The sequence below is a fragment of the Actinoplanes sp. NPDC049802 genome, from assembly GCF_040656595.1.
Taxonomy (GTDB): domain Bacteria; phylum Actinomycetota; class Actinomycetes; order Mycobacteriales; family Micromonosporaceae; genus Actinoplanes.
Window position 1 is genome coordinate 12400 of sequence record NZ_JBFAMR010000043.1, and the last position, 21568, is coordinate 33967.

Sequence of the window (21568 nt, forward strand, 5' to 3'; positions counted from 1 at the left end):
CGAAGCAGTCGTTCAGCGATTTGAACATACCCATTCCCTCGAGCTTACGCATGTTTCTCGAGTTACATTCCTGGAAATCGAGAATGGTTAGGCGAGGCTTACTTTTGTCGATTTAGGTAAGGCAAGCCTCGCTATTCAGAGATCACGACGCCCCTCGATGCGGTGCCGGCCGCGAGGGCGCGGGCGGCCGCCGGGTGGCGCTGTCTTCGCGCGGAATGATCAGATACCGGGCAACCTACTCAAGTTCGTCAGTCTAGGCGAAAGCGAGTAAATGCCACGTTACGCTCCCTCCGAGACGGCCCGTCGGCGTCGTGACGCATGCGCGGGCCCACCTAATCCACAACGTGGTTCATCGGAACCCGTAGGAGGACCTCGCATGCGCAAGTCCCACGCAAGAACCCGTGCCCGCCTGTGGGGTGCGGGAGCCGCATCGGCGTTGACGGTCGTCTCTGGCTTGGTAGCTGCGGCGCCCGCATACGCCCTCACGGCGGCGACGGCGACGCTGCCACAGAGCGGCCCGGCATCCGGCTTCGTCAACGTCACCCTCTCCGGCATGCTGACCGGGGTGACATCGCCGTTCGCGTATTACACGACAGGCACCACATGCGGTGACACCTACACCGCCAACGCCGCCAACATCACCGCCACCGCCACCAGGGTCTCCGACGACGAGGTGCGCATCGCCGTACCCACCACGCTGAGCCTCAACGCCGGCGCGGCCCGTAAGTACACGATCTGCATCTACGCGTCCAGCACCGCCGGCTCGGCCGGCAAGGCGCAGACCACGTACTGGGTGACGCCGATCGGCACACTCACCCCGAACACCGGCCCCAGCGGCGGCGGCAACGTCGTCACCTTCACTGCGCCCACCGGCAGCGCCCCATTCGGCGCCACCAACTACGCGATCTTCTCGACGGCGGCCGCCGGTTGTCCCGGCAGTTACCCGTCCGGATCCCCGATCACGGCAACGATGAACAGGCAGACCACCTCCCAGGCGACCGTCACCGTGCCTGCCGAGGTTGTCGGCAATCCGCCCACCGCCGGCACGGTCACACCACCTGCTACTGGTTACACCGTGTGCTTCTACAGCGCGAACACCGGCTCCGACAACCTGACGGCGCAGTCGACCAACGGTGGTTACACCGTTTCGCTGTCCACCGCGACGCTGAACCAGACGACCGGTGCGCCGTACACGTCGCCGCCCGGCACACCAAGCCTCACCGTCACCTCGCCGACGGCGTTTCTGACCGGTGTCACCGCTCCCGCGGTCCTTTTCCAGACCACCGCCTGTCCCGCACTATTCCCGAGTGCTCAGACACTGAACACTCAATACAACCTCGGCCGCAAACTGTCGAACAGCAAGATGGCCATCACTCTGCCGCAGAACGTTCTGACTCCGGCCGGCACATTCAACGTCTGCACCTACTCCTCCGCCAGCACGACGACCGGCAAACTGCTCGCCGTGGCGAACTACACCCCGGTCAGCGTGCCGCAGGTGACAGACATCCAGCCGGCCGCGGGATCCCCGCTCGGGGGCAACCTGGTGACGATCAGCGGCACGAACCTGCCGACCTCGCCGGGCTCGATCACGGCCACGCTCGGTGGGAAGCCGCTGACGGAGATCACGCCGATCAACGCGAACACCTTCACCGCCGTGACTCCGGCTAGTACTCAGGGCCGGTCCACTCTGGTCATCGAGACCGCGGCGGGCCGAGACATGCTCGCGAACGGGTACACGTTCATCGACAGCATCTCCGTGACGCCGACCACTGCCCCGAACACGGCGACGACGGTCGACCTGGATGTGAAGGGTACAGGCTTCTCCTCGCTGACCTTCGAGAGCAGCAGGACACCCCTGTCCGGTCCGGCGGTCTACCTGGTCGACGGTGCGTATGCGAACGGCAACGCAGGTGGCACGCGTGGAAATGTTAACGCGGTGTCCGAGTGCGGCGAGGTCATGGTGGTTAGTGACACCGAACTCGTGTGCAGGGTCAATCTGACTCAGACGTTGACGGCAGCCGACACATACAAGCCCGCGAGCGTCTTCTCCCAACCAGGAACAGATATCACGGTTGCTAACAACAGCTACCGGCTGGTGTCGGCGACCGGTGGCTTCACCAAGGGCGACATCGGCAAGGCCGTCACGAATCTGACCGCCCCCGGCACGACGATCCCGGCCGGCACGACGGTTGTGGATGTCCTCGACGGCAATACCATCGTCATGTCGAAGGCGGCCACGGCCGCGGCGACCGGCGGTAGCACTTACACGGTCGGCCCAGTCGCAATGTCGGCGACCGCCAGTGTCAACAGCGCCTTGACGGGCACCTTCACTCAGGCCGACGTCGGTAAGGCCGTCACCGCGGTGGCCGGCGGTAGCGCGTCCGTGTCGGGCACGCCGGTGATCACCTCGGTGAACAGCTTGGGAACGACGGCAACACTTACCGGAGGCACCATCGGTACCCACGGTGATCTGACGGGTGTGACACTCACGCCGCCCGCATCCGTGCCGAACGGTGTCTACAACATCGTCGTGGTGAGTGATTCGAGTATCAACGCCTCAAGTCCGCGCGTGAGCGTTGCCTCCAGTGGGTCGACCTTTACGGTGGCCAACTACTGACAGTTCCATTGACCGGATTTCAAGCCGCGGTTCGAGGTATCTACTTCGAGCCGCGGCACCGCGCGATTTGGGGCCGCATCGTAAACGGAAATGCGGCGTGATTGAGTCGTTCCAGGGGTGCCGGTCGACTGCCCCTGATTTGCGATCCACTCAAATTCGCCACTCTGCACTAATGCGAGCAAATGCCACGTTACGCTCCCATCGAGACGGCCCGCCGTTGTCGCGACGCACGCGCGGGCCCACCTAATCCACAACGCGGTTCATCGGAACCCGTAGGAGGACCTCGCATGCGCAAGTCCCACGCAAGAACTCGCGCCCGCCTGTGGGGCGCGGGCGCCGCAACGGCGTTGACGGCCGCCTCCGCGCTCGTCGGCACCTCGCCGGCATTCGCCCTGACTGCGGTGACCAACCAGACGCCGACCGCAGGCCCGGCATCCGGCACGATCACGGTGACACTCTCCGGAATGTTGACCGGCGTCACCGCGCCGTACACGATCTTCACGCCGAACCCGACGTGCACCGACTCCTTCGCTACCAACGCAGCCAACATCGCGGCCACCACCCGGAAGGTCTCCGACGACGAGGCCCAGATCACCATCCCTGCCACGCTCAGCCTCAGCGCTGGTGCAGCGCGGAAGTACATGATCTGCATCTACGCGTCCAGTGCCTCGGGCGCGGCCGGTAAGGGGCAGGGTAGCTACGTGCTCACCCCGATCGGCGCGGTCACACCGACCACGGGTCCCAGCGGTGGCGGCAACACGCTCACCTTCACCACGCCGTCCGGAAGCGCGCCGTTCACCACCACCCCGGGTGCCGACACCGCTCTGTTCACTGCCTCCGGGGGTTGCCCGGCGACTCATCCGCAAGCCGGCACCCGGATCAGGACGCAGCCGATCCGGCAGACCACATCCCAGGTCACGGTCACCGTGCCCGCGCAGGTCGCGGGCAACGCTCCGGCTCCAGGCTCCCCAGCGCCTCCGCCCACCTCGTACACGGTCTGCTTCTATCCGGGCACCGGCGCCAGTGACCAGGTAATGGCGCAGTCGACGGTCGGCGGCTACACCGTCCAGCTCGCCGCGACCTCGCTGAACCAGGCTGTGGGCGCGCCGTATGTGACGGCCAGCAACACGCCGAACCTCACCATCGAGTCGCCGACCGCGTTCCTGACCGGCGTCACCGACCCGGCGGTGCTCTTCACGCCGGCTGCCTGCTCGGCCGTGTTCCCGACGAACCGGACGGATCTGGGCCTGGCCGCCGCGGCCATCACCTCCGGTGTCGACTTCAACCCGGCACGCAAGCTGACGAACACCAAGGCTGCCGTCGCCGCACCCTCGATCGTGACCGTGGCCACCGGGACAGTGAACGTCTGTACGTATTCGTCGAGCAGTGGTGGAAGGCTCCTGGGCTCCACGCAGTACACGCCGGTCGCCGTGCCCGTGGTGTCGAGCATCTCACCGTCGGCCGGGTCGCCGTTGGGCGGCAACCTCGTCACCGTCACCGGCTCGAATCTGCCTATCGACGCCGGCGCGATGACGGTGACCCTCGGCGGGTCTCCTCTCACCAACATCACTCCGATCAATGCCACGACGTTCACGGCGGTCACCCCGCCGCACACCCAGGGAGTCGCCGACCTGTCGTTGACCACAGCGGCCGGCACCTCCACCCGGGCGGGCGTCTATACCTTCCTCAACAGCATCGCCGTCACACCGAACACGGCCCCGAACACCGCATCCGCCGTGGACCTCGACATTCTCGGTACGGGTTTCGAGAACCTGAACTTCACGGACACCCCCAACCAGGACGCCAAGGTCTATCTCGTCGATGGGAAGTACGTCGGTACGGGTGGCACCGCGTACGCGTCGGCGGCGGGTACGGCTCGGAACTACCTCAACCCGGTCTCCGCCTGCACCAACGTTCTGGTGATCGGCGAAACGGAACTGATCTGCCGACTGAACCTCACCGGTACCTTGGACGCCTTGGGGATTGTGAAAGGTACCGGCTATTACACCGCGAGTGACTTCGTGTCTGTTCAGAACAGCGCCATCCTTACCTCGGCAGGTGCGAACTTCACCAAGGGCGACATCGGTAAGACGCTGGTTCAGACCGGCGGCGCGAGTGAGATCCCGGCTGGAGCAACGGTTGCCGATGTCATCAACTCAACCACTATCCTCATGTCCGAGCCGAGCACGATAGCCGACGGTACGGGATTGCAGGTCACTCTCGGCACGGCGCCATCCTCACGGGGTAGTATCACAAACACCACCACCGTCAACACGTTGACCGGATCGGCCAGCACGTTCACCCAGGCGGATGTCGGCCGCTATGTCACCAAGCAGACCGGTGCTGGTGCCATTCCGAGCGGGACCTACATCGTTTCCGTTAACGACGACGGATCGATCGCTACGCTCTCCAACAACGTGACCGGGACCATTTCGGCGGTTCATGTCAGCCTGACCAGTAATGCTGTCCCGACGGGGTCCTACAACATCGTGGTGGTCAGCAACGCTACCCCGAATGCCCCCAGCGGTGACCCCGCCTATGCCGAAAGCGCCATGACGAGCAGTTCCACCTTCACCGTGGCGAACTACTGATCCAACCAACTGAGAGCACCAGTCGCGGCCCGGAGTCGAACTCCGGGCCGCGGCCCTTTTCGTCGTCGACCACGCGCCACACAAACGATCCGCGCCGGTCCCGTCCGGGACCGGCGCGGATCGGTGTCCTCGGCTCGTCATTCGAGCTTTTCCCATTCGCGCTTGATGATGGCTACGCTTTCGGCCTTGTCGGGGCGGCCCTTCGCTGCTACGGCGACGGTTGCGACGCTGCGGGTCGGGGAGGTCTTCCAGCAGAGCAGCAGGGTGGGCCGTTCCTTCGGGGTCATGTTGTTGCTGAAGCGGAAGGTCTGAGTGCACCGGGCGATGCCGACCTTCTCGCCCTTGTCGGCGGCCCAGAGCAGCTCGCGCTGTCCCTCCAGGTTGTACTTCGCGGTGATCACCCGCATGGTTCCACCCTCCTTGAGGGAGCCACTGTTCCTCACCTTGAGGCTGCCCTGGGGGAGGCCCGGCGCCGGTTCGAGTGCCCGCCGCAGCGGGAATCCGTCTTTCGCGGCCGCGTCCCGGGCCGCTTTGATGCGTTCCTCCGCTGACCTGGTGTCTCGTGGGGCGGGTGTCTCCGGGTTGGCGGCCTGGGCGCCGCCGGTGGTGGCCGCGGCGGACGGGGACGATGACGAGCCGGGTGCCGATGAGCCCGAGGGTGTCGCAGAGGCGTGGGCTTCTTCGGTGGCCGGGGCGTTGGCGGTGACGACCGGCACGTCCTGTGCTGTGGTGTCGTTGTCCGCGGTGAGCCATGTCGTGGTCAGGTAGGAGCCGGCGCCGAGCACCGCGGCCAGCCCGGCCACCCCGATCGCCATGCGCCCGCGGCGCCGCCGGAGGAGGTTTCCGGCCGGCGCGGAGTTCGGGGAGACGCCGTCGTCGCCGGGCCGATGGTCATCCTTGATCATTTCGTTTTCCCTCTGGTTGCTTGCTCGACCTGTCGTGGAGGGGTGAGGCCCTCTCGAGTGTCATGCTCGCAGCGCATCGGGCAAATCGCTCTAGAACCGGCAAATGGTCGCCTGAGAGCTTGTTGAGAAGGATTCGCGTACGACGAAGGAGGGGCGGACGCATCGCGTCCACCCCTCCGTGAGTGCCGTCGGTCAGGCGTTGAGGAAGGTGAAGTAGCTCGCCGGGCTGACCGGGCTGGTCAGCGGACTGCCGTTGTTGGCGTTGACGACCGAGACCGGGCACACGCCGGCGAAGGCGGTGGTGCCCAGGCCCGGGGTCACGCCGCCGACGACCGGGGTGGTGACGGTGAGCTGGGTCGCGGTCGCGGCGGTGACGGTGCCGGCCACGCCGCAGAAGGTGACGGTCCAGTCACCGATCGTGGTGTTGAAGTTGGTGCCGGTGATCCGTACCTGGGTGGAGGCGTTCGTCTTGCCCGAGGTCACGTCGAGCGAGGTGATGGTCGGAAGTGCGACCAGGCTGGTGCCCGTGTCGGTCGCGGAGAACGTACGGGAGACGCCGTTGAGCGAGATCGTGAGTGTGTTGCTGGCGGCGGTGAGGCTCGCCGCGGTCTTCGCGATCCAGTAGTTGCCGGGGCTGCCCGCGGCGGACGCCAGCTGGGTGGCGCCGGTCGGGTCGAGGAAACCGACGCTGGTCAGCGCCTTGCCGCCGTAGGTGCCGGACAGGGCGGCGCCGGCCTGGCCGCTGAAGGTGGTCCCGCTGCCCGCCTTGATGCGGATGGTCTGGTTGCCGGTGGTGTGGAATGTCTTGACCTGGTTGCCCGTCGTCAGCGACGAGCTGTTCTCGGTGATCATCGGGTTGGTGGTGGCGAGGGCGGGTGGATCGACGAAGGTGATCGAGGCGGCCCTTGTCGCTGTGCCCAGCTCGGTCTGGTGGATCGTGACGTCGGCGGCGGCACCCGCGGTGCAGCCCGGTACGCCGTCGGCGCTGGCACCGTTGGCGGAGGGGGTCTTCACCGAGATCGAGGTCGAGCTTGTCACCACATAGCTGGTCAGTTCCGCGCAGTCTGGATCGGCCCCGAGGGTGATGCCGGTGATTTGGTCCTCGTCGAAGTTGGTGCCAGTGATCACCACGACGCGGTTGCCCAGCCCGGCGGCGACCTTGGCCGGGGTCACGGCGGTGATGGTGACGCCGTAGTTGGTCGCGGCCTCGGCGCTCTGCGCGCCGACGAGGGACGCGCCTACGACGAGGCCGGCAGCGGCTCCTATAGCGGCCGCCCTGTGTCCACGCCTCGATGTGAGAAGCGGCATTGGGAGGATCCTTCCATGCTCGTACGACAGTCCGTGTGATGACTGAGAGTGCCCTCAGACTAACTATTCGATAAGTCGTAGGAGTGGATTTCTGAGCCCTCATCCGAATTGCTGGAACTGCTCAGCAGCAACTCCCGTTAACACAATTAACGCGGGCCGTCGATCGTACGAGAAATGTTTGTCCTTTGTTTTGTTTCTCGCAGTCGATGCGCCGAATCGTCGTTACGCTCACCGGCGGCCGTTGATCCTGAGGAGTGCTCCGATGAACACGTCAACCGTGTCGATCCGCCGGGCCGGACCCGTCTCCGTCGCCGCATCCGCCCTGCTGTTGCTCGCTGCCGCCACACCGGCGTCCGCCGCGTCGGTGCCAATGACTCTGAGTAGCGTGGCCGGTCCCAGCGGAGGAGGTAACACGATCATCGGCACGGTGGCCGCGTCCGCCGCGGCAACCTTCCCGGCGGGGGTCACGCCGACGGTGCAGTTCCAGTACGTCGGAACGGGATCCACCGCTTGCGGCAGCACGGCCAAGGCGATCACCCAGATCGCGGCAACGGGGACCACGTTGACCGCCGGTGTGCTCACCGTCGATCCGCTCGACGTGAAACGCATCTCCGGTACGAAGATCGCCTTCAAGGTCCCGTCCCGCTCCTACCCGGGCAGCGGGCTGAACGCGACCGGTCTGGTACTCACCGGATCCCAGACGACCGCCCGGTGGAACGTGTGCGTCTACGACAGCGACGCTCCCGTCGGCAGCACCCTGCTCGCCACCTCGTCGTACACGGTGGTGCTCCGTCCGACGATCACGTCAGTCACGCCGACCAGCAGTCCCGCGGGTGGAGGCCAGGCCATCACGGTGAACGGCACCGGTTTCACCGCGGTCGGTTCCACGTCGGTGACCGCCGCGATCGGTGGGACGCCGCTCACCAACATCAGGGTCGCGGCGAACGGCAACAGTCTCACCGCGACGACCGGTCCGCGAACCGCCGACACGGGTCTGGCCCTGACCGTCACCACGCCGGGGGGAACCGTGAGCAGTCTCGACCCGGACAACGACAGCAACACCGCCGACTCACCGATCCCGTTCAACTACTCCAACGGCATCACCATCGTGCCCAACACCGCGGCTGCCGGAAGCTCGGTGACCGTCGATGTCACCGGGGCCGGCTTCGGGCAGCTCACCTTTGTCGGAGGGGACAGCCCGACCAGCAGCAACGCGCAGGTGTTCCTGGTGAGCGGTGCCTACAACGCGGCCGGCAACCGGGGAGTGGCCGAATGCGACGACGTCGCCGTGATCAGCGATGTGGAACTCGTCTGCACCCTGAACCTGGCTGCGGACCGACTGAACCCGGCGACCAGCGCGCCCGTGCCGAGCACGCCGGTCAGCGACGGCGCCTACACCCTGACGGTGGTCGCCAACGGGAGCACCGGGGCCGGGCCGGCGGCCAACCCGACGATCGTGAGCAGTGGTTCCACCTTCACGGTCGGCCCGTACTGATGCACCCCGGTTGCAACCCGCCGATCACTGAATAGGTCTCCGCCGCCGCCGATGCTCGATCCCGTCAGTGAAACGGGAGGGGCAGGCAGGCATGAAGGTTCAGAAGCGTCGGTTCGCGGCCGGAGCCGCTGCGGCGGGAGCGCTCGCGGCCGTCGGTGTGTTCGCCCTTCCGACGGGCAGCGCCGACTGGACTCCGGTCACCTACGGGCTGAGCGCGCCGCCGGAGCGGATCGTTCCGGAGACGGTGACCGCGGAGAAGCCGGCGCGGGTGGTCACGACCACGATCGACTCCGACGGCCGGCCGGTCGTCACCGTGAGGGAGGCCACCGACAAGGCGTCCGCGGTGAAGCTGGTCAAGGAGGCGCAGAAGGCGGACGGCGCGGTCGGTGTCGAGATCGACGCCCCGGTGTACGCGCTCGGCATCCCCACCGGCTCGGACCCCTACCGGGCACAGCAGTGGGACTTCACCAAGATCCGTACGCCTGAGGCGTGGCAGAGGTCGACCGGCTCCGGGGTGACGGTGGCGGTCATCGACACCGGCGTCGACGCGGCCCACCCGGATCTGGCGGCGAACGTGCTGCGCGGCTACGACGCGATCGCCAACACGGCCGGGACCAGCACCGACGGCAACGGGCACGGTACTCACGTGGCCGGCACCATCGCCGCGGTGACCGGCAACGGCGTGGGCGTGTCGGGCATCGCGCCGGACGTCAAGATCATGCCGATCAAGGTGCTGGGCGCCAACGGCAGCGGCAACATGTCGGACACCGCCGAGGGCATCGTCTGGGCCGCCGACAACGGCGCCCAGGTGATCAACATGTCGCTGGGTTCCACCACGAAGGTGTCGGCGGTGAGCAACGCGATCACGTACGCCCGCAGTAAGGGTGTCACGGTGATCGCCGCGGCCGGCAACAGCCGCCAGCAGGGCAGCCCGGTCTCGTACCCGGCCGCTGACGAGGGTGTCATCGCGGTGGCCGCGACGGACTCCGCCGACCGGGTGGCCGGTTATTCGAACGCCGGCGCCTACGTCGACGTGGCCGCCCCGGGCAGCGGCATCATCAGCACCTACCCGACCGCGCTGGGTAGCCAGTACGTCGGGATGAACGGCACCTCGATGGCCGCCCCGCACGTCGCCGCGGTGGCCGGGCTGCTCAAGTCCCACCGGTGGAGCCTCACCCCGGACCAGATCGAGACCGCGCTGGAGAAGTCGGCGGCCGATCTGGGCGCGGCCGGCTTCGACAACGACTTCGGCAACGGCCGGATCGACGCCGCCGCGGCGCTCGCCACGATCCCGCCACCCACCACCGCCCCGACCACGGCCCCGACGACCGCACCCACCACGAGCGCTCCGACGACCGTACCCACCACGAGCGCTCCGACGACCGCACCCACCACCGCTCCGACCACCGTCGCTCCGACGAGCGCTCCGACCACCGCCGTTCCTACGACCGCACCGACCACCGTCGCCCCGACGACCGCACCCACCACGGCCCCGACGACCGCGCCGACCACCGCTCCGACCGTCGCGCCCTCTCCGAGCCAGCCCGTCGTCAAGGTCAAGCCGGTGATCACCGCCAACGTCACCGGCGGCGAGGTCGTCCACGGCACCGCGGTGACCACCACGTTCACCGTCAAGGCGAACAACCAGGCGTGGGCCGGCAAGCCGGTGCAGATCTGCGTCACCGAGGGCACCGCCGCCCAGCAGTGCACCGACACCACCACCAGCGTCATCGGCACCGTGCAGGTGAACCGCACCGCCAAGGCGAACTACCAGCTCGTCCTCAAGGCGGTCGCCACACCCACGAGCGAGGCCGTCACCTCGTCGCCGGTGACCTACAAGGTGCGCGCCGCCGTCACCGTGGTCCGGGTCGCGCCGGCCCAGCTGGCGGTCACCCTGACCGGCACGGTCGGCCAGCCCGCCGAGATCCAGCAGTACATCCGCGGCGTCTGGATCACCGTCGGCAAGTACACGGCGACCGTCTCCCCGGTCCGGGTCACGGTCAGCGGCCTGACCGCCGGCCAGTCCTACCGGGTGATGGTCCCGAACAGCACCACGGTGCTCGGCGTCACCAGCGCCCCGATCGTCGCCTGATCACCGAGTGAGACGGCCCGGCACCCTTCGGGGCGCCGGGCCGTCTCGCCGTCCGCGGGAACTCAGCGCCTGATCAGCGACGTGAGATCCAGTTCGACATCGTGCCCGGCGATGGTGACGACCACGCGGGGACGGTCACCAGCGGCGGCGAGGTAGCCGGCGAGTGTCGACAGCAGCATGTCCGGGCGGCTCTCGATGCGGCTGATCTCCGACTGTGCGACTCCCATGGCCTTGGCGAGGTCGACTTGCGTCAGATCAGCCGCTTTCCGTACCGCTGCGAGGTTTTCGACGTAGATCCGGTCGGCGTCAGCCATCTCGGCACGGATGCGGTCGACTCGCTCGGCGGCGCCGCGCCGCGCGCGCAGGCGAGCGATCCGTGCCTGCGCGGCCTCGGTTCCAACGAAGGTGGTGGGCTCTGGCTGCTCAGCTTGATTACTCATCGTCGCCTCCGTCGGTCAGTCTGAGATAGGCCGCGATCGCCTGGTCGGCGCGGCTGCCGACACTGTTGTAGAACACGTCGCCGATCTGGGCTTTGTCGTTGCCGAAGAGACTGGTGGCGCGCCGGGCGGGAACCAGACGATGAGGCGGATGGCGATGCCGTCCCGGAACGGGTGGAGATCCGCCAGACCTGGTGTTTACCGGATCGCCGGACGCGCCTCAGGGTCGGAGTGTCGTCAGTCGGTGGCTCTTTGAGGTCCTGCAGGAAGTCCAGCATCGCGTTGACAAGGTCCAGCTGCTCGGATGCCCGGCCGTGGTCATCGGTGGCAGGCCGCTCCAACTCGGTCAACCATCTGTCGAACTCACTCGACCAATCGATCAGCACCCCACCGAATATGGCGCCAACAGCATAATTGTCGCTGCGGAACTCGATGTGGCCGGCTCAACCGAGGCGTTCCCATTCCCGTTGGATGAGCTCGACGCTGTCGGCCGTGGAGGGTTCGCCGTCGGGTGCGGTCGCCATGGTGATCACGCTGCGTTCGGCGGAGGTGCGCCAGCACAGCAGCGTGGCGGGCGACGGCGCCTCCGAGGATATGATCGTGCCGCGGCGCACATCGGTGGTGCAGCGCACCCCGTCGCCGACCTCGGTGCCGTCGTCGCCGGCGAGGACCAGCTCCCGGTCGCCGGTCAGATCCCGTCGCGCGGTCACGATCCGTACCGTGCCGTCGCCCAGCCTCTCGGTCCGCTCGGCCACCCCGGTCGCACCCAGGCCGAGACGGTCACGCAGGTCGCCGATGGCGGCGGAGGCCCGAGCCGCGTCCGCGCCCGGGCTCCCCGGACCTCCCGCCGCGGGCGTGGGCGCGGGGCTGCGCTCGGCGGGCGCCGCCCGCTTCGTCGATTTTCCAGGGGTACGGGCATCCGACGGCGAGATCCCGGCCGCACTCACCCCGGCCGAGGCCGGTGTGGTCTGCGGCGCCAGGGCGGCCGGCTCCGGAAGGGTGGGCTGCGACTCGTTCATCAGCTGGGTGGCCAGGAACCCGGCGCCGGTCAGCACCGCCGCCGCGCCGGCGATCGCGGCGAACACCTGCTTGCGGCGCCGGGCGGCCCGCTGGGGCGTGTCCGCTGTCGCCGAGGCGTAGAGGGAGCTCTCCGGAGCGAACCGGGGCTCCTCGTCGTAGCTCATATGTCACCTCCTCGGATCCTCAGAACCGGGGTGTGTTGAGTTCGGGTGCGAATCGCGCCGAAAGTCAACACAATCTCATGGTGTCAGAGAGAGTTCCTTTTTCAGTAGATTTCGCGCCGTTCACTCGTACCCACGGATCTTGATCTTCGGGTTGAACCGACGGTGACCGAGACGAAACGACCGGTTCCGATGGCCCGGCCGGGGGTCACCCGGACCGGCGAGCCGGCCGCCCACGCGATTGACCGGCCGGCGATACACGCGCAATGTGTGGGACACGACGGCGGGGCGCCCGCCTCGGGGAAAGGAGCGGTCTCGTGCGGTGTGGCGCGAGATCCCGGCGATGACCGGGATCGCGGACCGGGTGGAACACAGCCCCGCCCGGCCCTCCTGGGACTGCGCCTCGTGCGGCCGTGCCTGGCCGTGCGACCCGGCCCGCGAACAGCTCGCCCGCGAACACGGCCGCCTCGACCTGGCCATGATCATGTGGGATCACCTCGAGGAGGCCGCCCGCGACATGCCCCAGGCGCCCGCCTCGGAACTCTTCGACCGTTTCCTCCGCTGGACCGACTGATCAGCCTCCCGCCGCCGTAGCCCGCTCGGCGAAAGCACGCAGATCGCGGCGCTCGATCGCGGCGGCCATCAGATCCGGGAAGACATCCGGCGTGCACGCGAAAGCCGGCACCCCGAGCGCCGCCAGAGCCGCCGCGTTCTCGTGGTCGTAGGACGGCGCCCCCTCGTCGGACAGCGCCAGCAACACCACCACCTGCACCCCGGCGGCCGTCATCTCCGCCACCCGGCGCAGCATCTCCTCCCGGACGCCGCCCTCGTACAGGTCGCTGATCAGCACGAAGATGCTGTCCCGCGGCCTGGTGATCAACTGCTGTGAGTAGGCGATCGCCCGGTTGATGTCGGTGCCGCCGCCGAGCTGCGTGCCGAACAGCACCTCCACCGGATCGGCGAGCTGATCGGTCAGATCCACCACCGCGGTGTCGAAGACCACCAGCGACGTACGCAACGAGCGCAGCGACGCCAGCACCGCCGCGAACACGCCGGAGAACACCACCGACGCCGCCATCGAACCCGACTGGTCGACGCAGAGCACCACATCCCGTTGCACCGCGGTGCTCCGCCGCCCGTACCCGACCAGCCGCTCCGGGATCACCGTCCGATGCTCGGCCAGATAGTGCTTCAGGTTCGCGCGGATCGTCCGGTCCCAGTCGATGTCGGCGTGCCGGGGACGGCTGATCCGGGCCGCCCGGTTCAGCGCGCCGGCCACCGCGGCCCGGGTCTGCTGCGCGATCCGCCGCTCCAGCTCCTCCACCACGGTGCGGACCACCTGCCGGGCCGCCTCCCGGGTGGCGTCCGGCATCACCCGGTTCAGCGAGAGGAGCGTGCCGACCAGGTGCACGTCCGGCTCGACCGCGGCCAGCATCTCCGGCTCCAGCAGCAGCCGGGTCAGGTCGAGCCGCTCGATGGCGTCGGCCTGCATCACCTGGACCACCGTGCTCGGAAAATACTCCCGGATGTCGCCGAGCCACCGTGCCACCTTCGGCGCCGACCCGCCCAGCCCGGCCGACCGCCGCGCCGGCCTGCCGTCCGGGCCGCCCTCCCCGGCGTCGTAGAGCGCGGCCAGCGCGGCGTCCATCGCCCCATCTCTGCCCTCGGCCTTGCCGAGCGCCTCGTCTGCCTGGCCCCCGAGCACCATCCGCCACCGCCGCAGCCGCTCCCGCGTCGCGTCGTCCGCGCTGCTCACCGCACCTCCCCGCGCATTGCCTCTCCTTCACGAACGCCCGTGGCCACGGCCCGCGACGCTGCCCGCCCGGCGCCCGGCCGTTCCCGGGGCCGCCGGTCCGGTGCAGCTTGCCGCCCGGGCGTGTTCTGCCGCCCGGGTCTGTTCCGTCGGCCGGGCTCGGGATGCCGGCTGGGGCCGGCCCGGCGGACGGCTGAGCCGGTGGTCATGGCGGGCCTCCGGCCGAAGTGAGCGGGCGGCCGAGCAGGGCGCTGAGAACCGGCAGCGGGGCAGCCGCCCGGACGGTGTCGACAGCGGCAGCGTCGGCGGAGACGGAGCGGGCGCCCGCCACCCGCTCGCCGATGGCCCGCCGCTCGCCGGCCTCGAACGCGCCGAACGTGCGGCGCAGCAACGGCAGCACCGCGTCGAAAGCCTCTGCCGGAATGTCGGCCAGCCAGCCGTCCACCAGGGTGAGCAGCGCCTCGTCGTGGACCAGCAGCAACCCGCCGCCGGACAGGAAACCCTCCACCCAGGCGGCCGCGTGCGCCGGCGGCGTGCCGACGGTCAGTGGCAACCGCAACCGCCGGCGCACCTCGGCGCCGTCCAGCCGGCCGGCGTCCAGCAGCAGACGGGTCAGCCGCCCGGCCGGCAGCCCGTGCAGCCCCGGCCGGACCGCCAGCGACTCGACCGTGGCGAGCCACCGCTCCCGCTGGGACTCGTCGGCGAGCAGACCGACGGCCTGGTGCACGCCGTCCATGCCGTCCCGCAGCCGCCGGGCGGCCTCGTCGGACAGTGAACCGGCCGCCGACGGCAGCGCGGCGCACACCCGGGCGAGCAGACCGGCGGTCACCGTGGCCAGGCCGGCCACATCCGTCTTGCGCACGTCGCCGTACCGCAGCGTGCGCGCCAGCGCCGGAATCGCCGCCATCAGGTGATGCACGTCGGCGTCCAGCGCGGCACGCCGGTCCAGCGCCGCGAGCACCGGACGGTACGCCTCCGCGAGATCCGCCAGCAGACAGGTCTCCACGAGCTCGGTGACCTCGGCCAGGGTGCCCGCCGCACCGGCGCGGGCGGTCACCCGTGCGGTGGCGGCGGCCGCCACGGTGGTGCCCCACATGCCGCCCTCGACCAGCCGCACCGCGAACTCGGGCTGCCAGGCCAGTCGCCACTCCTCCCGGAACGTCCCGGTGCCGCGCCGGGCCGTCACCCGCTCACCCCACGGCACGTCCAGAACGCGCAGCCGGTGCAGCAGCCGGCTGCGCCGCAGATCGTTGTCCTGCCGCAGGTCGAGGTCGACGGTCCGCTCCCCGGCCTCGGGCTTGAGCCGCAGCGAGCGCTGCTGCGCGGTCAGGTCCCGAACCAGCGGCACGGCCGGCATCTCGTCGGGCACCGTACCCAGCCGCTCCCCGACCACCAGCCGCCGGGAGATCAACTCGGTGCGCAGCGGCTCGCCGTCACACATCACCGCCTCCGCCGCCTCGGTCACCTCGGCCAGCCCGGCCAACGGCCGTCCACGCAGCGTGGCGAGGGCCTCGGCCAGGCGGGCGGCCTCGATCACGTGCGCCGACGACGTGGGTACGCCCTCCGCGCGCAACACCCCCGCCGCGTCCACCAGCCAACGGGGCACCACCTCGTCCGCCGTGGTGAACAGATGGTGATACCACCCCGGAGACCGCACCCCGGCCCCGTAACCGGACCACGACGCCAGCCGCCCATAAGTCCACGGCACCCAGGTGAACGCCACCTTCCCCTTCCGGCGTCCCTTGAGCAGAGCGGTGTCGTCCTTGACCGGGACCTTGCGGGTCAGCGCCGGCACATGCCACGCCCCGCACACGACGGCGATGTGCTCGTGGCGGCGCCGCTCCTCCCGCAGAACCGTCCGCATGTGGGCCTCACGCGACTGATCGTCCGGATTCTCCGGAACGGTCTCCCGGATCGCCGCCATGGCCTCCGCGATCGCCTCGAAGACCGGCACGCCCCGATGTTCGACGACGTCCTCCCACCAGCGCTCCGGGTCGTCGTACCCGGCGGCCGCGGCCAGCTCCCCGATCGGATCCACCGGCCGGGTCTCCGTGGGTTGCGGCGAGGTGGTGTCCACCTCCGTGGCGACGCGATACGCGTACGGAAGATCGAAGAACCGCACCCGGACGCCGTGCGCGACCGCCCACCGGATGGCCTGCCACTCGGGGGAGAAGACCGCGAACGGCCAGAACGCCGCCTTCCCCGGATCGTCCACCGCATAGCCCAGCAGGGCGACCGGCGGCTCCAGCCCACCGTCCGCCACCCAGCGGACCAGATCGTCGGCCTCCGGAGGGCCTTCGACCAGCAGCACCTCCGGCGGATGCTCGCCGAGCTCCCGCACCACGGCGCGAGCCGAGCCGGGCCCGTGGTGCCGGATGCCGTAGATCCGCTCAGGCATCGCGGGCGGCCCGGTAGAAGTCGAGCCAGCCGGACCTCTCCCGCACCACGGCCTCCAGATACTCCCGCCAGACCACCCCGTCGGACACCGGGTCCTTCACGACGGCGCCGACGATGCCCGACGCCACATCACCCGGATGCAGCGTGCCGTCACCGAAGTGGGCGGCCAGCGCCATCCCGTTGGTGATCACCGAGATGGCCTCGGCGGTCGAGAGGGTTCCGGTGGGCGACTTCAATCTGGTACGCCCGTCCTCCGTCATCCCGGACCGCAGCTCCCGGAAGACGGTCACCACCCGGCGGATCTCCTCCAGCGCTGCCGGCACCTCGGGCAGCTCCAGGGCCTTGCCGAGCTGCGCCACCCGCCGCGCCACGATCTCCACCTCGTCGTCGGCATTCGCCGGAACCGGCAGCACCACCGTGTTGAACCGGCGGCGCAGCGCGCTGGACAGCTCGTTGACCCCACGGTCCCGGTCGTTGGCGGTGGCGATCAGGTTGAACCCGCGCTGCGCCTGCACCTCGGTGTTCAGCTCCGGAACCGGCAACGTCTTCTCGGACAGAATCGTGATCAGCGCGTCCTGCACGTCGGACGGGACCCGGGTCAGCTCTTCCAGCCGGGCGATCGACCCGGTCCGCATGGCCCGCATGACCGGGCTCGGCACCAGGGCGGCGTCGGTGGGGCCTTCGGCGAGCAGACGGGCGTAGTTCCACCCGTACCGGATCGCCTCCTCGGCGGTGCCGGCGGTGCCCTGCACGAGCAGCGTCGAATCACCGGAGATCGCCGCCGCCAGATGCTCGGACACCCAGGTCTTGGCGGTGCCGGGGACACCGAGCAGCAGCAGCGCCCGATCGGTGGCCAGGGTGGAGACGGCCACCTCCATGAGACGGCGCGGTCCCACGTACTTCGGGGTGATCTTCGCGCCGTCGCCGAGCAGGTAGGTGACCACGGCCTGTGGCGACAGCCGCCAGCCGGGCGGGCGGGGCCGGTCGTCGGCGGCGGCGAGCAGGGCCAGCTCCTCGGCGTACTGGTCCTCGGCGTGCGGTCGTAGAGCGGTCACGAGAACTCCTGAAACATCTCGAGTCGGAAGGTGAGCGTCCGGGCCAGCTCGGCCACCGGCCGCACCCGCGTCGGATCGACGGTCTGGTCGAGGTGGGCGGCCAGCCGCCCGGCGAGGTCGGCGTACTCCGGGGGCATCGCCAGCCCGGCCGCCCGGCACAGCTCGCCCAACTGCCAGGTGTGCCGGTCGGTACGCGCTCGCTGTTCCACCGTCTCCAGGACCGCCACCGCCAGACCGTCCGGCCACGGCCCCGGATGCAGGGCCAACAGCCGTTGGGCGGTGCCGTCCTCGGCGCGCAGGGCCGCGGCGGCGAGCCGGGCCAGCCGGTCCGGGGGCAGCACCAGGTGCAGATCCCAGCGGACGGCCTCCCTCAGCAGCCCCGCGTCGGCGCCGAGCAGCGCTGTCGCCCAGCGCGCGTCGCGTTGCACGACCGCCGCCTTGGCCCAGCCGTGCAGCAGCGGGGCGGCCCAGTCGTGGCCGCGGGCCGCGGTGAGCCAGCCGTCCGGGTCGAGGCGGGTCCACGTGTCCAGTGGAGTGCCGGCCACCACCTCCTCGAGCAGCCACGCCCCGGCGCCGACGCCCCGCACCGGCGCCGCGCCGACCCCGTCCCGGCGCAGCTCCCGGTCGAGTTCGGTGGGCGGGTCGACGGTCAGCCGGCCGGAGTCGCCGAGCCGGACCGCGGCGTGCGCCCGTGCGGCCATCCGCCGGCCCAGCGCCGCGCCCGGCAGGTTGCGCAGCAGGTCGAGGGCCGCCTCCCGGACCTCCTTGCGCCGGTCGTCCAGCGCCCGCTCCAGCAGCGGCTCGTCCCGCAGCGACAGGCCCGGGCCGAACGCGCTGAGGAACCGCGCCCGAATCTCCGACGGATCCTCTGCCCAGGTGCTCTCCACCAGCTCCCGGGCCTGATCCGGGTCGACGGCCCGGAGCGCGGCCAGGTGCCCGAGCCGCTCGGCGGCGCCGCCGGTCGCCCACTCCCGGGCCGGCTGCCCGAGCAGGCCGGCCGCCCACTCCCCGGCCAGGGCGGGCGGCGCCTCGCTGAGCAGCCACCGCCAGTCGCCACGTTGCCCGGCCAGCCAGGCGCCCCGCCGGCCGGCGACCTTCGCCAGGTCGGACCGGACCGCGGTGTTCCGCCGGCCGGCCTCCAGCAGCGCCGGAAGGATCGTGGACGGCACGATCCCGCCCCGCGCGGCGGCCGCCGCCAGCCATTGGGCGAGCAGCTCCTGCTCGTGGTGCCCACCGCCGGGCGCGCCGCCACCGAGGATTCGGGCCAGCCGTGCCGAAGCCGCCGCGGGCAGCGGCGCCATGGTCTCGGCGGGTGCCTCCGCCATCGGCTCCAGCCCGCTGACCGGCTCCACCCCGGCCCGCCGACAGGTCAGCGCCACCGCGGCCGCCTCCAGCAACGCAGCCGCCGCCGTCTCCGGCGCGTCCGCCCGGCCGGCAGCCTCCGGATGGACGGTCGCCGTCGTCTCCGATGCGTCTGGACGGCCGCCCTTATCCGGCGCGTCCGCCCGGCCGGCAGCGTCCGGATGGACGGGCACCGCAGATTTCGGGTCCGCTGCTGGGCCGGCTGAATCCGCCTCGCCGCCCGGCCCCGGTGCACCGGTCGTTTCCGCACCGTCCGGGACGGGCCCGAACCGGACACGGATCGGGCCCACCCCGATCGTGTGGCCGGACCACGGGCGCCGGCCGGTGCCGACCAGCGCGGCCGTCAGCAGCTCCGGTGGAAGCTCGGGCTCGCGGCGCGCGGCCGGCTCGGGGGTCGGCGGGGCGGCCGGCACGAAGACGCCGCCGACCCAGGCGGCCAGCGGCCGCAGCCCGGACGGGGACCACTCGGCCGCCACCGTGGCCGGGGCGGCGCCCGCCGCGGCGAGCAGCCACCACGGCTCGCGATGGCCCGGGGCCAGCGGCAACGCGGCGCCGGAGGAGTCGACCAGGTGACCGCCGGACGGCCTTGCCCCGGACAGGAGCATGGGTGCGTCGTACCGCCATGGCTCTGCGGCAAGGAGTTGTGACCAGCGGGAGAGCGCCGCCCGGATCGTGCCGGCGCCGTCCGGTGAGCCGAACGGCTCGGCCGCGGAGGCACGATCGGCGACGAGGGCGCGCAGCGGCGCCGAGCCGGGATGGAAACACAGATCACCGCGGAACTCGGTGCCCGGCACCAGGTCGGCCGGCAGGGGCTGGCCGGGCGCCGCGAACGCCAGCACCAACGCGAACCGGCCGGTGCCGGAGCCGTGCAGCCAGGTCCGCCGGCTGGTCAGCGGGCCCTCGTCGACCTCCACTTGGCCGAGCACCTGCCAGCGGTCGGTGACCCGGGGCCCGGCCAGCACCTCCTCGGTGGAGACGGGGAATCCGATGCGGGAGCGGACGGTGGCGGCCAGCGCCGGATCGAGCGTGTCGAGGCGGCTGTGCCCGGAGACCAGCAGGCGCAGCAGCGCGAGCTCGCCGAGCAGCCGATCGGCCCACTGCGGCCCGATCCCGGCGATGGCGCCGAGCCGCTGGACCGCCCGTGCGGCGGCGGGCGCCTGCGCGTCGACCAGCCGGGCCGCCATCGCCTCGTAGGCTCGCGGACCGGAGCGCCCGGCCGCGGCCAGACCCTGCTCGACCTGGTCGTCGAGCCATCGGCGCAGCTCGGTCATGCCACCGGAGACCCGGTCGGCGCGGCCCTGCGCCCGTTTCGCGGCGGCGGCCGGATCGGGCGCGGACGGGCCCCGCGACGTCCGCGCGGCCCGCGCGGTCTGCCACCGGGCGACGAACTCGGGCGCGGGCGAGTCGCCGACCCCCGACTCGGACCAGCGCAGCAGCAGCCCGAGCGTGTGCTTGCACGGGATCTTGCGGCTCGGGCAGGAGCACTTGAACGCCGGCCCGGCCAGATCGACGGCCACCTGATAGCCGCGGCACAGTCCCCAGAGGACGTCGCCGCTGCGCCCGGTGGTGGTGAACCGGCCGGTGACGCCGCGCGCGTTGCGCAGCGAGGCGGGATCGGGCGCGAGCGCCTCGACCTGGGCGGCGGACCATCGTTCGACGAGCACGCACCGACCCTAGGCCCCGGGTACGACGTTTTTCCGCTTCCGCAGGCGGCACACTGGAGGGATGCGGGTGATCGTTTTCGGGGCGACCGGGATGGTCGGTCAGGGTGTGCTGCGGGAGTGCCTGCTCGCGCCGGATGTGACCGGGGTCCTGGTGGTGACCCGCACCCCGACCGGTGTCCACCACGCGAAGCTGCGTGAGGTCACGCTCACCGACTTCACCGATCTGAGCCCGATAGAGGCCGAGCTGACCGGTTACGACGCCTGCTTCTACTGCCTGGGCGTGTCATCGGTGGGGATGAGCGAGGTCGATTACACCCGGGTCAGCCACGACTTCCCGATGGCCGCGGCCCGCGCGCTGGCCCCGCTGAACCCGGACATCACCTTCGTCTACGTCTCCGGCGAGGGCACCGACGCGTCGAGCCGGCTGATGTGGTCCCGGGTGAAGGCCCGCACCGAGCGGGAGATCATGGAGATGTTCCGCAACGGCTATGCCTTCCGCCCCGGCTTCATCCAGCCGACCCACGGCGTGCGGTCGAAGACGCGCTGGTACAACGCCGCCTACACGGTGATCGCCCCGCTGGTCCCGATGATCCGCCGGGTCGCGCCGCGTTACGTCACCACGACCGGCGCGGTCGGCCGGACCATGCTCCAGGTGGCCCGCACCGGCTTCCCCGACCGCGTCGTGACGACCGCCGACATGCGCTGAGCCTC

15 protein-coding genes are annotated in these 21568 nt (G+C 70.3%); 6 read left to right on the forward strand and 9 right to left on the reverse strand.

Going from position 1 to position 21568, the window contains the following annotated elements; genetic code table 11:
- Window positions 1–376: 376 nt before the first annotated feature.
- Window positions 377–2617 (forward strand): IPT/TIG domain-containing protein, encoded by a 2241-nt coding sequence (locus AB0I88_RS26315; protein WP_361029851.1) that lies wholly within the window; start codon window positions 377–379, stop codon window positions 2615–2617.
- A 287-nt stretch (window positions 2618–2904) separates the two neighbouring features.
- Window positions 2905–5208 carry an IPT/TIG domain-containing protein gene (locus AB0I88_RS26320; protein WP_361029853.1) on the forward strand — a complete coding sequence of 768 codons (2304 nt, stop codon included), beginning with the start codon at window positions 2905–2907 and terminating at the stop codon, window positions 5206–5208.
- Window positions 5209–5345: 137 nt separating this feature from the next.
- Here AB0I88_RS26320 and AB0I88_RS26325 read toward each other — a convergent pair whose 3' ends face one another.
- The 3 genes from AB0I88_RS26325 to AB0I88_RS26335 all read right to left on the reverse strand — a co-directional run bounded on the left by AB0I88_RS26325 (window position 5346) and on the right by AB0I88_RS26335 (window position 8003).
- Window positions 5346–6113, reverse strand: a complete 768-nt coding sequence (locus AB0I88_RS26325) for a hypothetical protein (protein WP_361029856.1) — start codon at window positions 6111–6113, stop codon at window positions 5346–5348.
- 192 nt (window positions 6114–6305) lie between these two features.
- Window positions 6306–7421 (reverse strand): IPT/TIG domain-containing protein, encoded by a 1116-nt coding sequence (locus AB0I88_RS26330; protein WP_361029859.1) that lies wholly within the window; start codon window positions 7419–7421, stop codon window positions 6306–6308.
- Between the two features lie 228 nt (window positions 7422–7649).
- Window positions 7650–8003 carry a hypothetical protein gene (locus tag AB0I88_RS26335; protein WP_361029862.1) on the reverse strand — a complete coding sequence of 118 codons (354 nt, stop codon included), beginning with the start codon at window positions 8001–8003 and terminating at the stop codon, window positions 7650–7652.
- Between AB0I88_RS26335 and AB0I88_RS26340 the strand changes: the two genes are divergently transcribed.
- Both AB0I88_RS26340 and AB0I88_RS26345 read left to right on the forward strand, forming a co-directional pair.
- Window positions 7984–8916, forward strand: a complete 933-nt coding sequence (locus tag AB0I88_RS26340) for an IPT/TIG domain-containing protein (protein WP_361029865.1) — start codon at window positions 7984–7986, stop codon at window positions 8914–8916. The two genes, AB0I88_RS26335 and AB0I88_RS26340, sit on opposite strands and share 20 nt — an antisense overlap.
- A 91-nt stretch (window positions 8917–9007) precedes the next feature.
- Window positions 9008–11008 (forward strand): S8 family peptidase, encoded by a 2001-nt coding sequence (locus AB0I88_RS26345; protein WP_361029868.1) that lies wholly within the window; start codon window positions 9008–9010, stop codon window positions 11006–11008.
- A gap of 62 nt (window positions 11009–11070) precedes the next feature.
- Here the strand turns inward: AB0I88_RS26345 and AB0I88_RS26350 are convergent, their stop codons facing one another.
- Together AB0I88_RS26350 and AB0I88_RS26355 are read right to left on the reverse strand one after the other, a co-directional pair.
- The gene (locus tag AB0I88_RS26350) at window positions 11071–11448 is read right to left on the reverse strand and encodes a helix-turn-helix transcriptional regulator (RefSeq protein WP_361029871.1); all 378 of its coding nucleotides are present in this window, start codon (window positions 11446–11448) and stop codon (window positions 11071–11073) included.
- Window positions 11449–11888: 440 nt separating this feature from the next.
- Window positions 11889–12629: a hypothetical protein gene (locus tag AB0I88_RS26355; RefSeq protein ID WP_361029874.1), complete on the reverse strand. Its 741-nt coding sequence runs from the start codon at window positions 12627–12629 to the stop codon at window positions 11889–11891.
- Window positions 12630–12948: 319 nt separating this feature from the next.
- Here AB0I88_RS26355 and AB0I88_RS26360 point away from each other — a divergent pair, with 319 nt between their 5' ends.
- A complete protein-coding gene (locus AB0I88_RS26360) occupies window positions 12949–13200 on the forward strand; it encodes a hypothetical protein (protein WP_361029877.1) in 252 nt (83 codons plus the stop codon).
- Here AB0I88_RS26360 and AB0I88_RS26365 read toward each other — a convergent pair whose 3' ends face one another.
- The 4 genes from AB0I88_RS26365 to AB0I88_RS26380 form a co-directional block, all read right to left on the reverse strand.
- The gene (locus AB0I88_RS26365) at window positions 13201–14382 is read right to left on the reverse strand and encodes a VWA domain-containing protein (RefSeq protein WP_361029881.1); all 1182 of its coding nucleotides are present in this window, start codon (window positions 14380–14382) and stop codon (window positions 13201–13203) included.
- A gap of 202 nt (window positions 14383–14584) precedes the next feature.
- Window positions 14585–16777, reverse strand: a complete 2193-nt coding sequence (locus AB0I88_RS26370; protein ID WP_361029884.1) for a DUF5682 family protein — start codon at window positions 16775–16777, stop codon at window positions 14585–14587.
- Window positions 16770–17831 carry an AAA family ATPase gene (locus AB0I88_RS26375; protein ID WP_361029887.1) on the reverse strand — a complete coding sequence of 354 codons (1062 nt, stop codon included), beginning with the start codon at window positions 17829–17831 and terminating at the stop codon, window positions 16770–16772. The genes AB0I88_RS26370 and AB0I88_RS26375 overlap by 8 nt, the downstream gene beginning before the upstream one ends.
- Window positions 17828–20857 (reverse strand): DUF5691 domain-containing protein, encoded by a 3030-nt coding sequence (locus AB0I88_RS26380; protein WP_361029890.1) that lies wholly within the window; start codon window positions 20855–20857, stop codon window positions 17828–17830. Before AB0I88_RS26380 ends, AB0I88_RS26375 begins: the two co-directional genes overlap by 4 nt.
- Window positions 20858–20918: 61 nt before the next feature.
- Here AB0I88_RS26380 and AB0I88_RS26385 point away from each other — a divergent pair, with 61 nt between their 5' ends.
- Entirely contained in the window at window positions 20919–21563 is a 645-nt protein-coding gene (locus tag AB0I88_RS26385) for an NAD-dependent epimerase/dehydratase family protein (RefSeq protein WP_361029893.1), read from the forward strand.
- The last annotated feature ends 5 nt before the right edge of the window (window positions 21564–21568 follow it).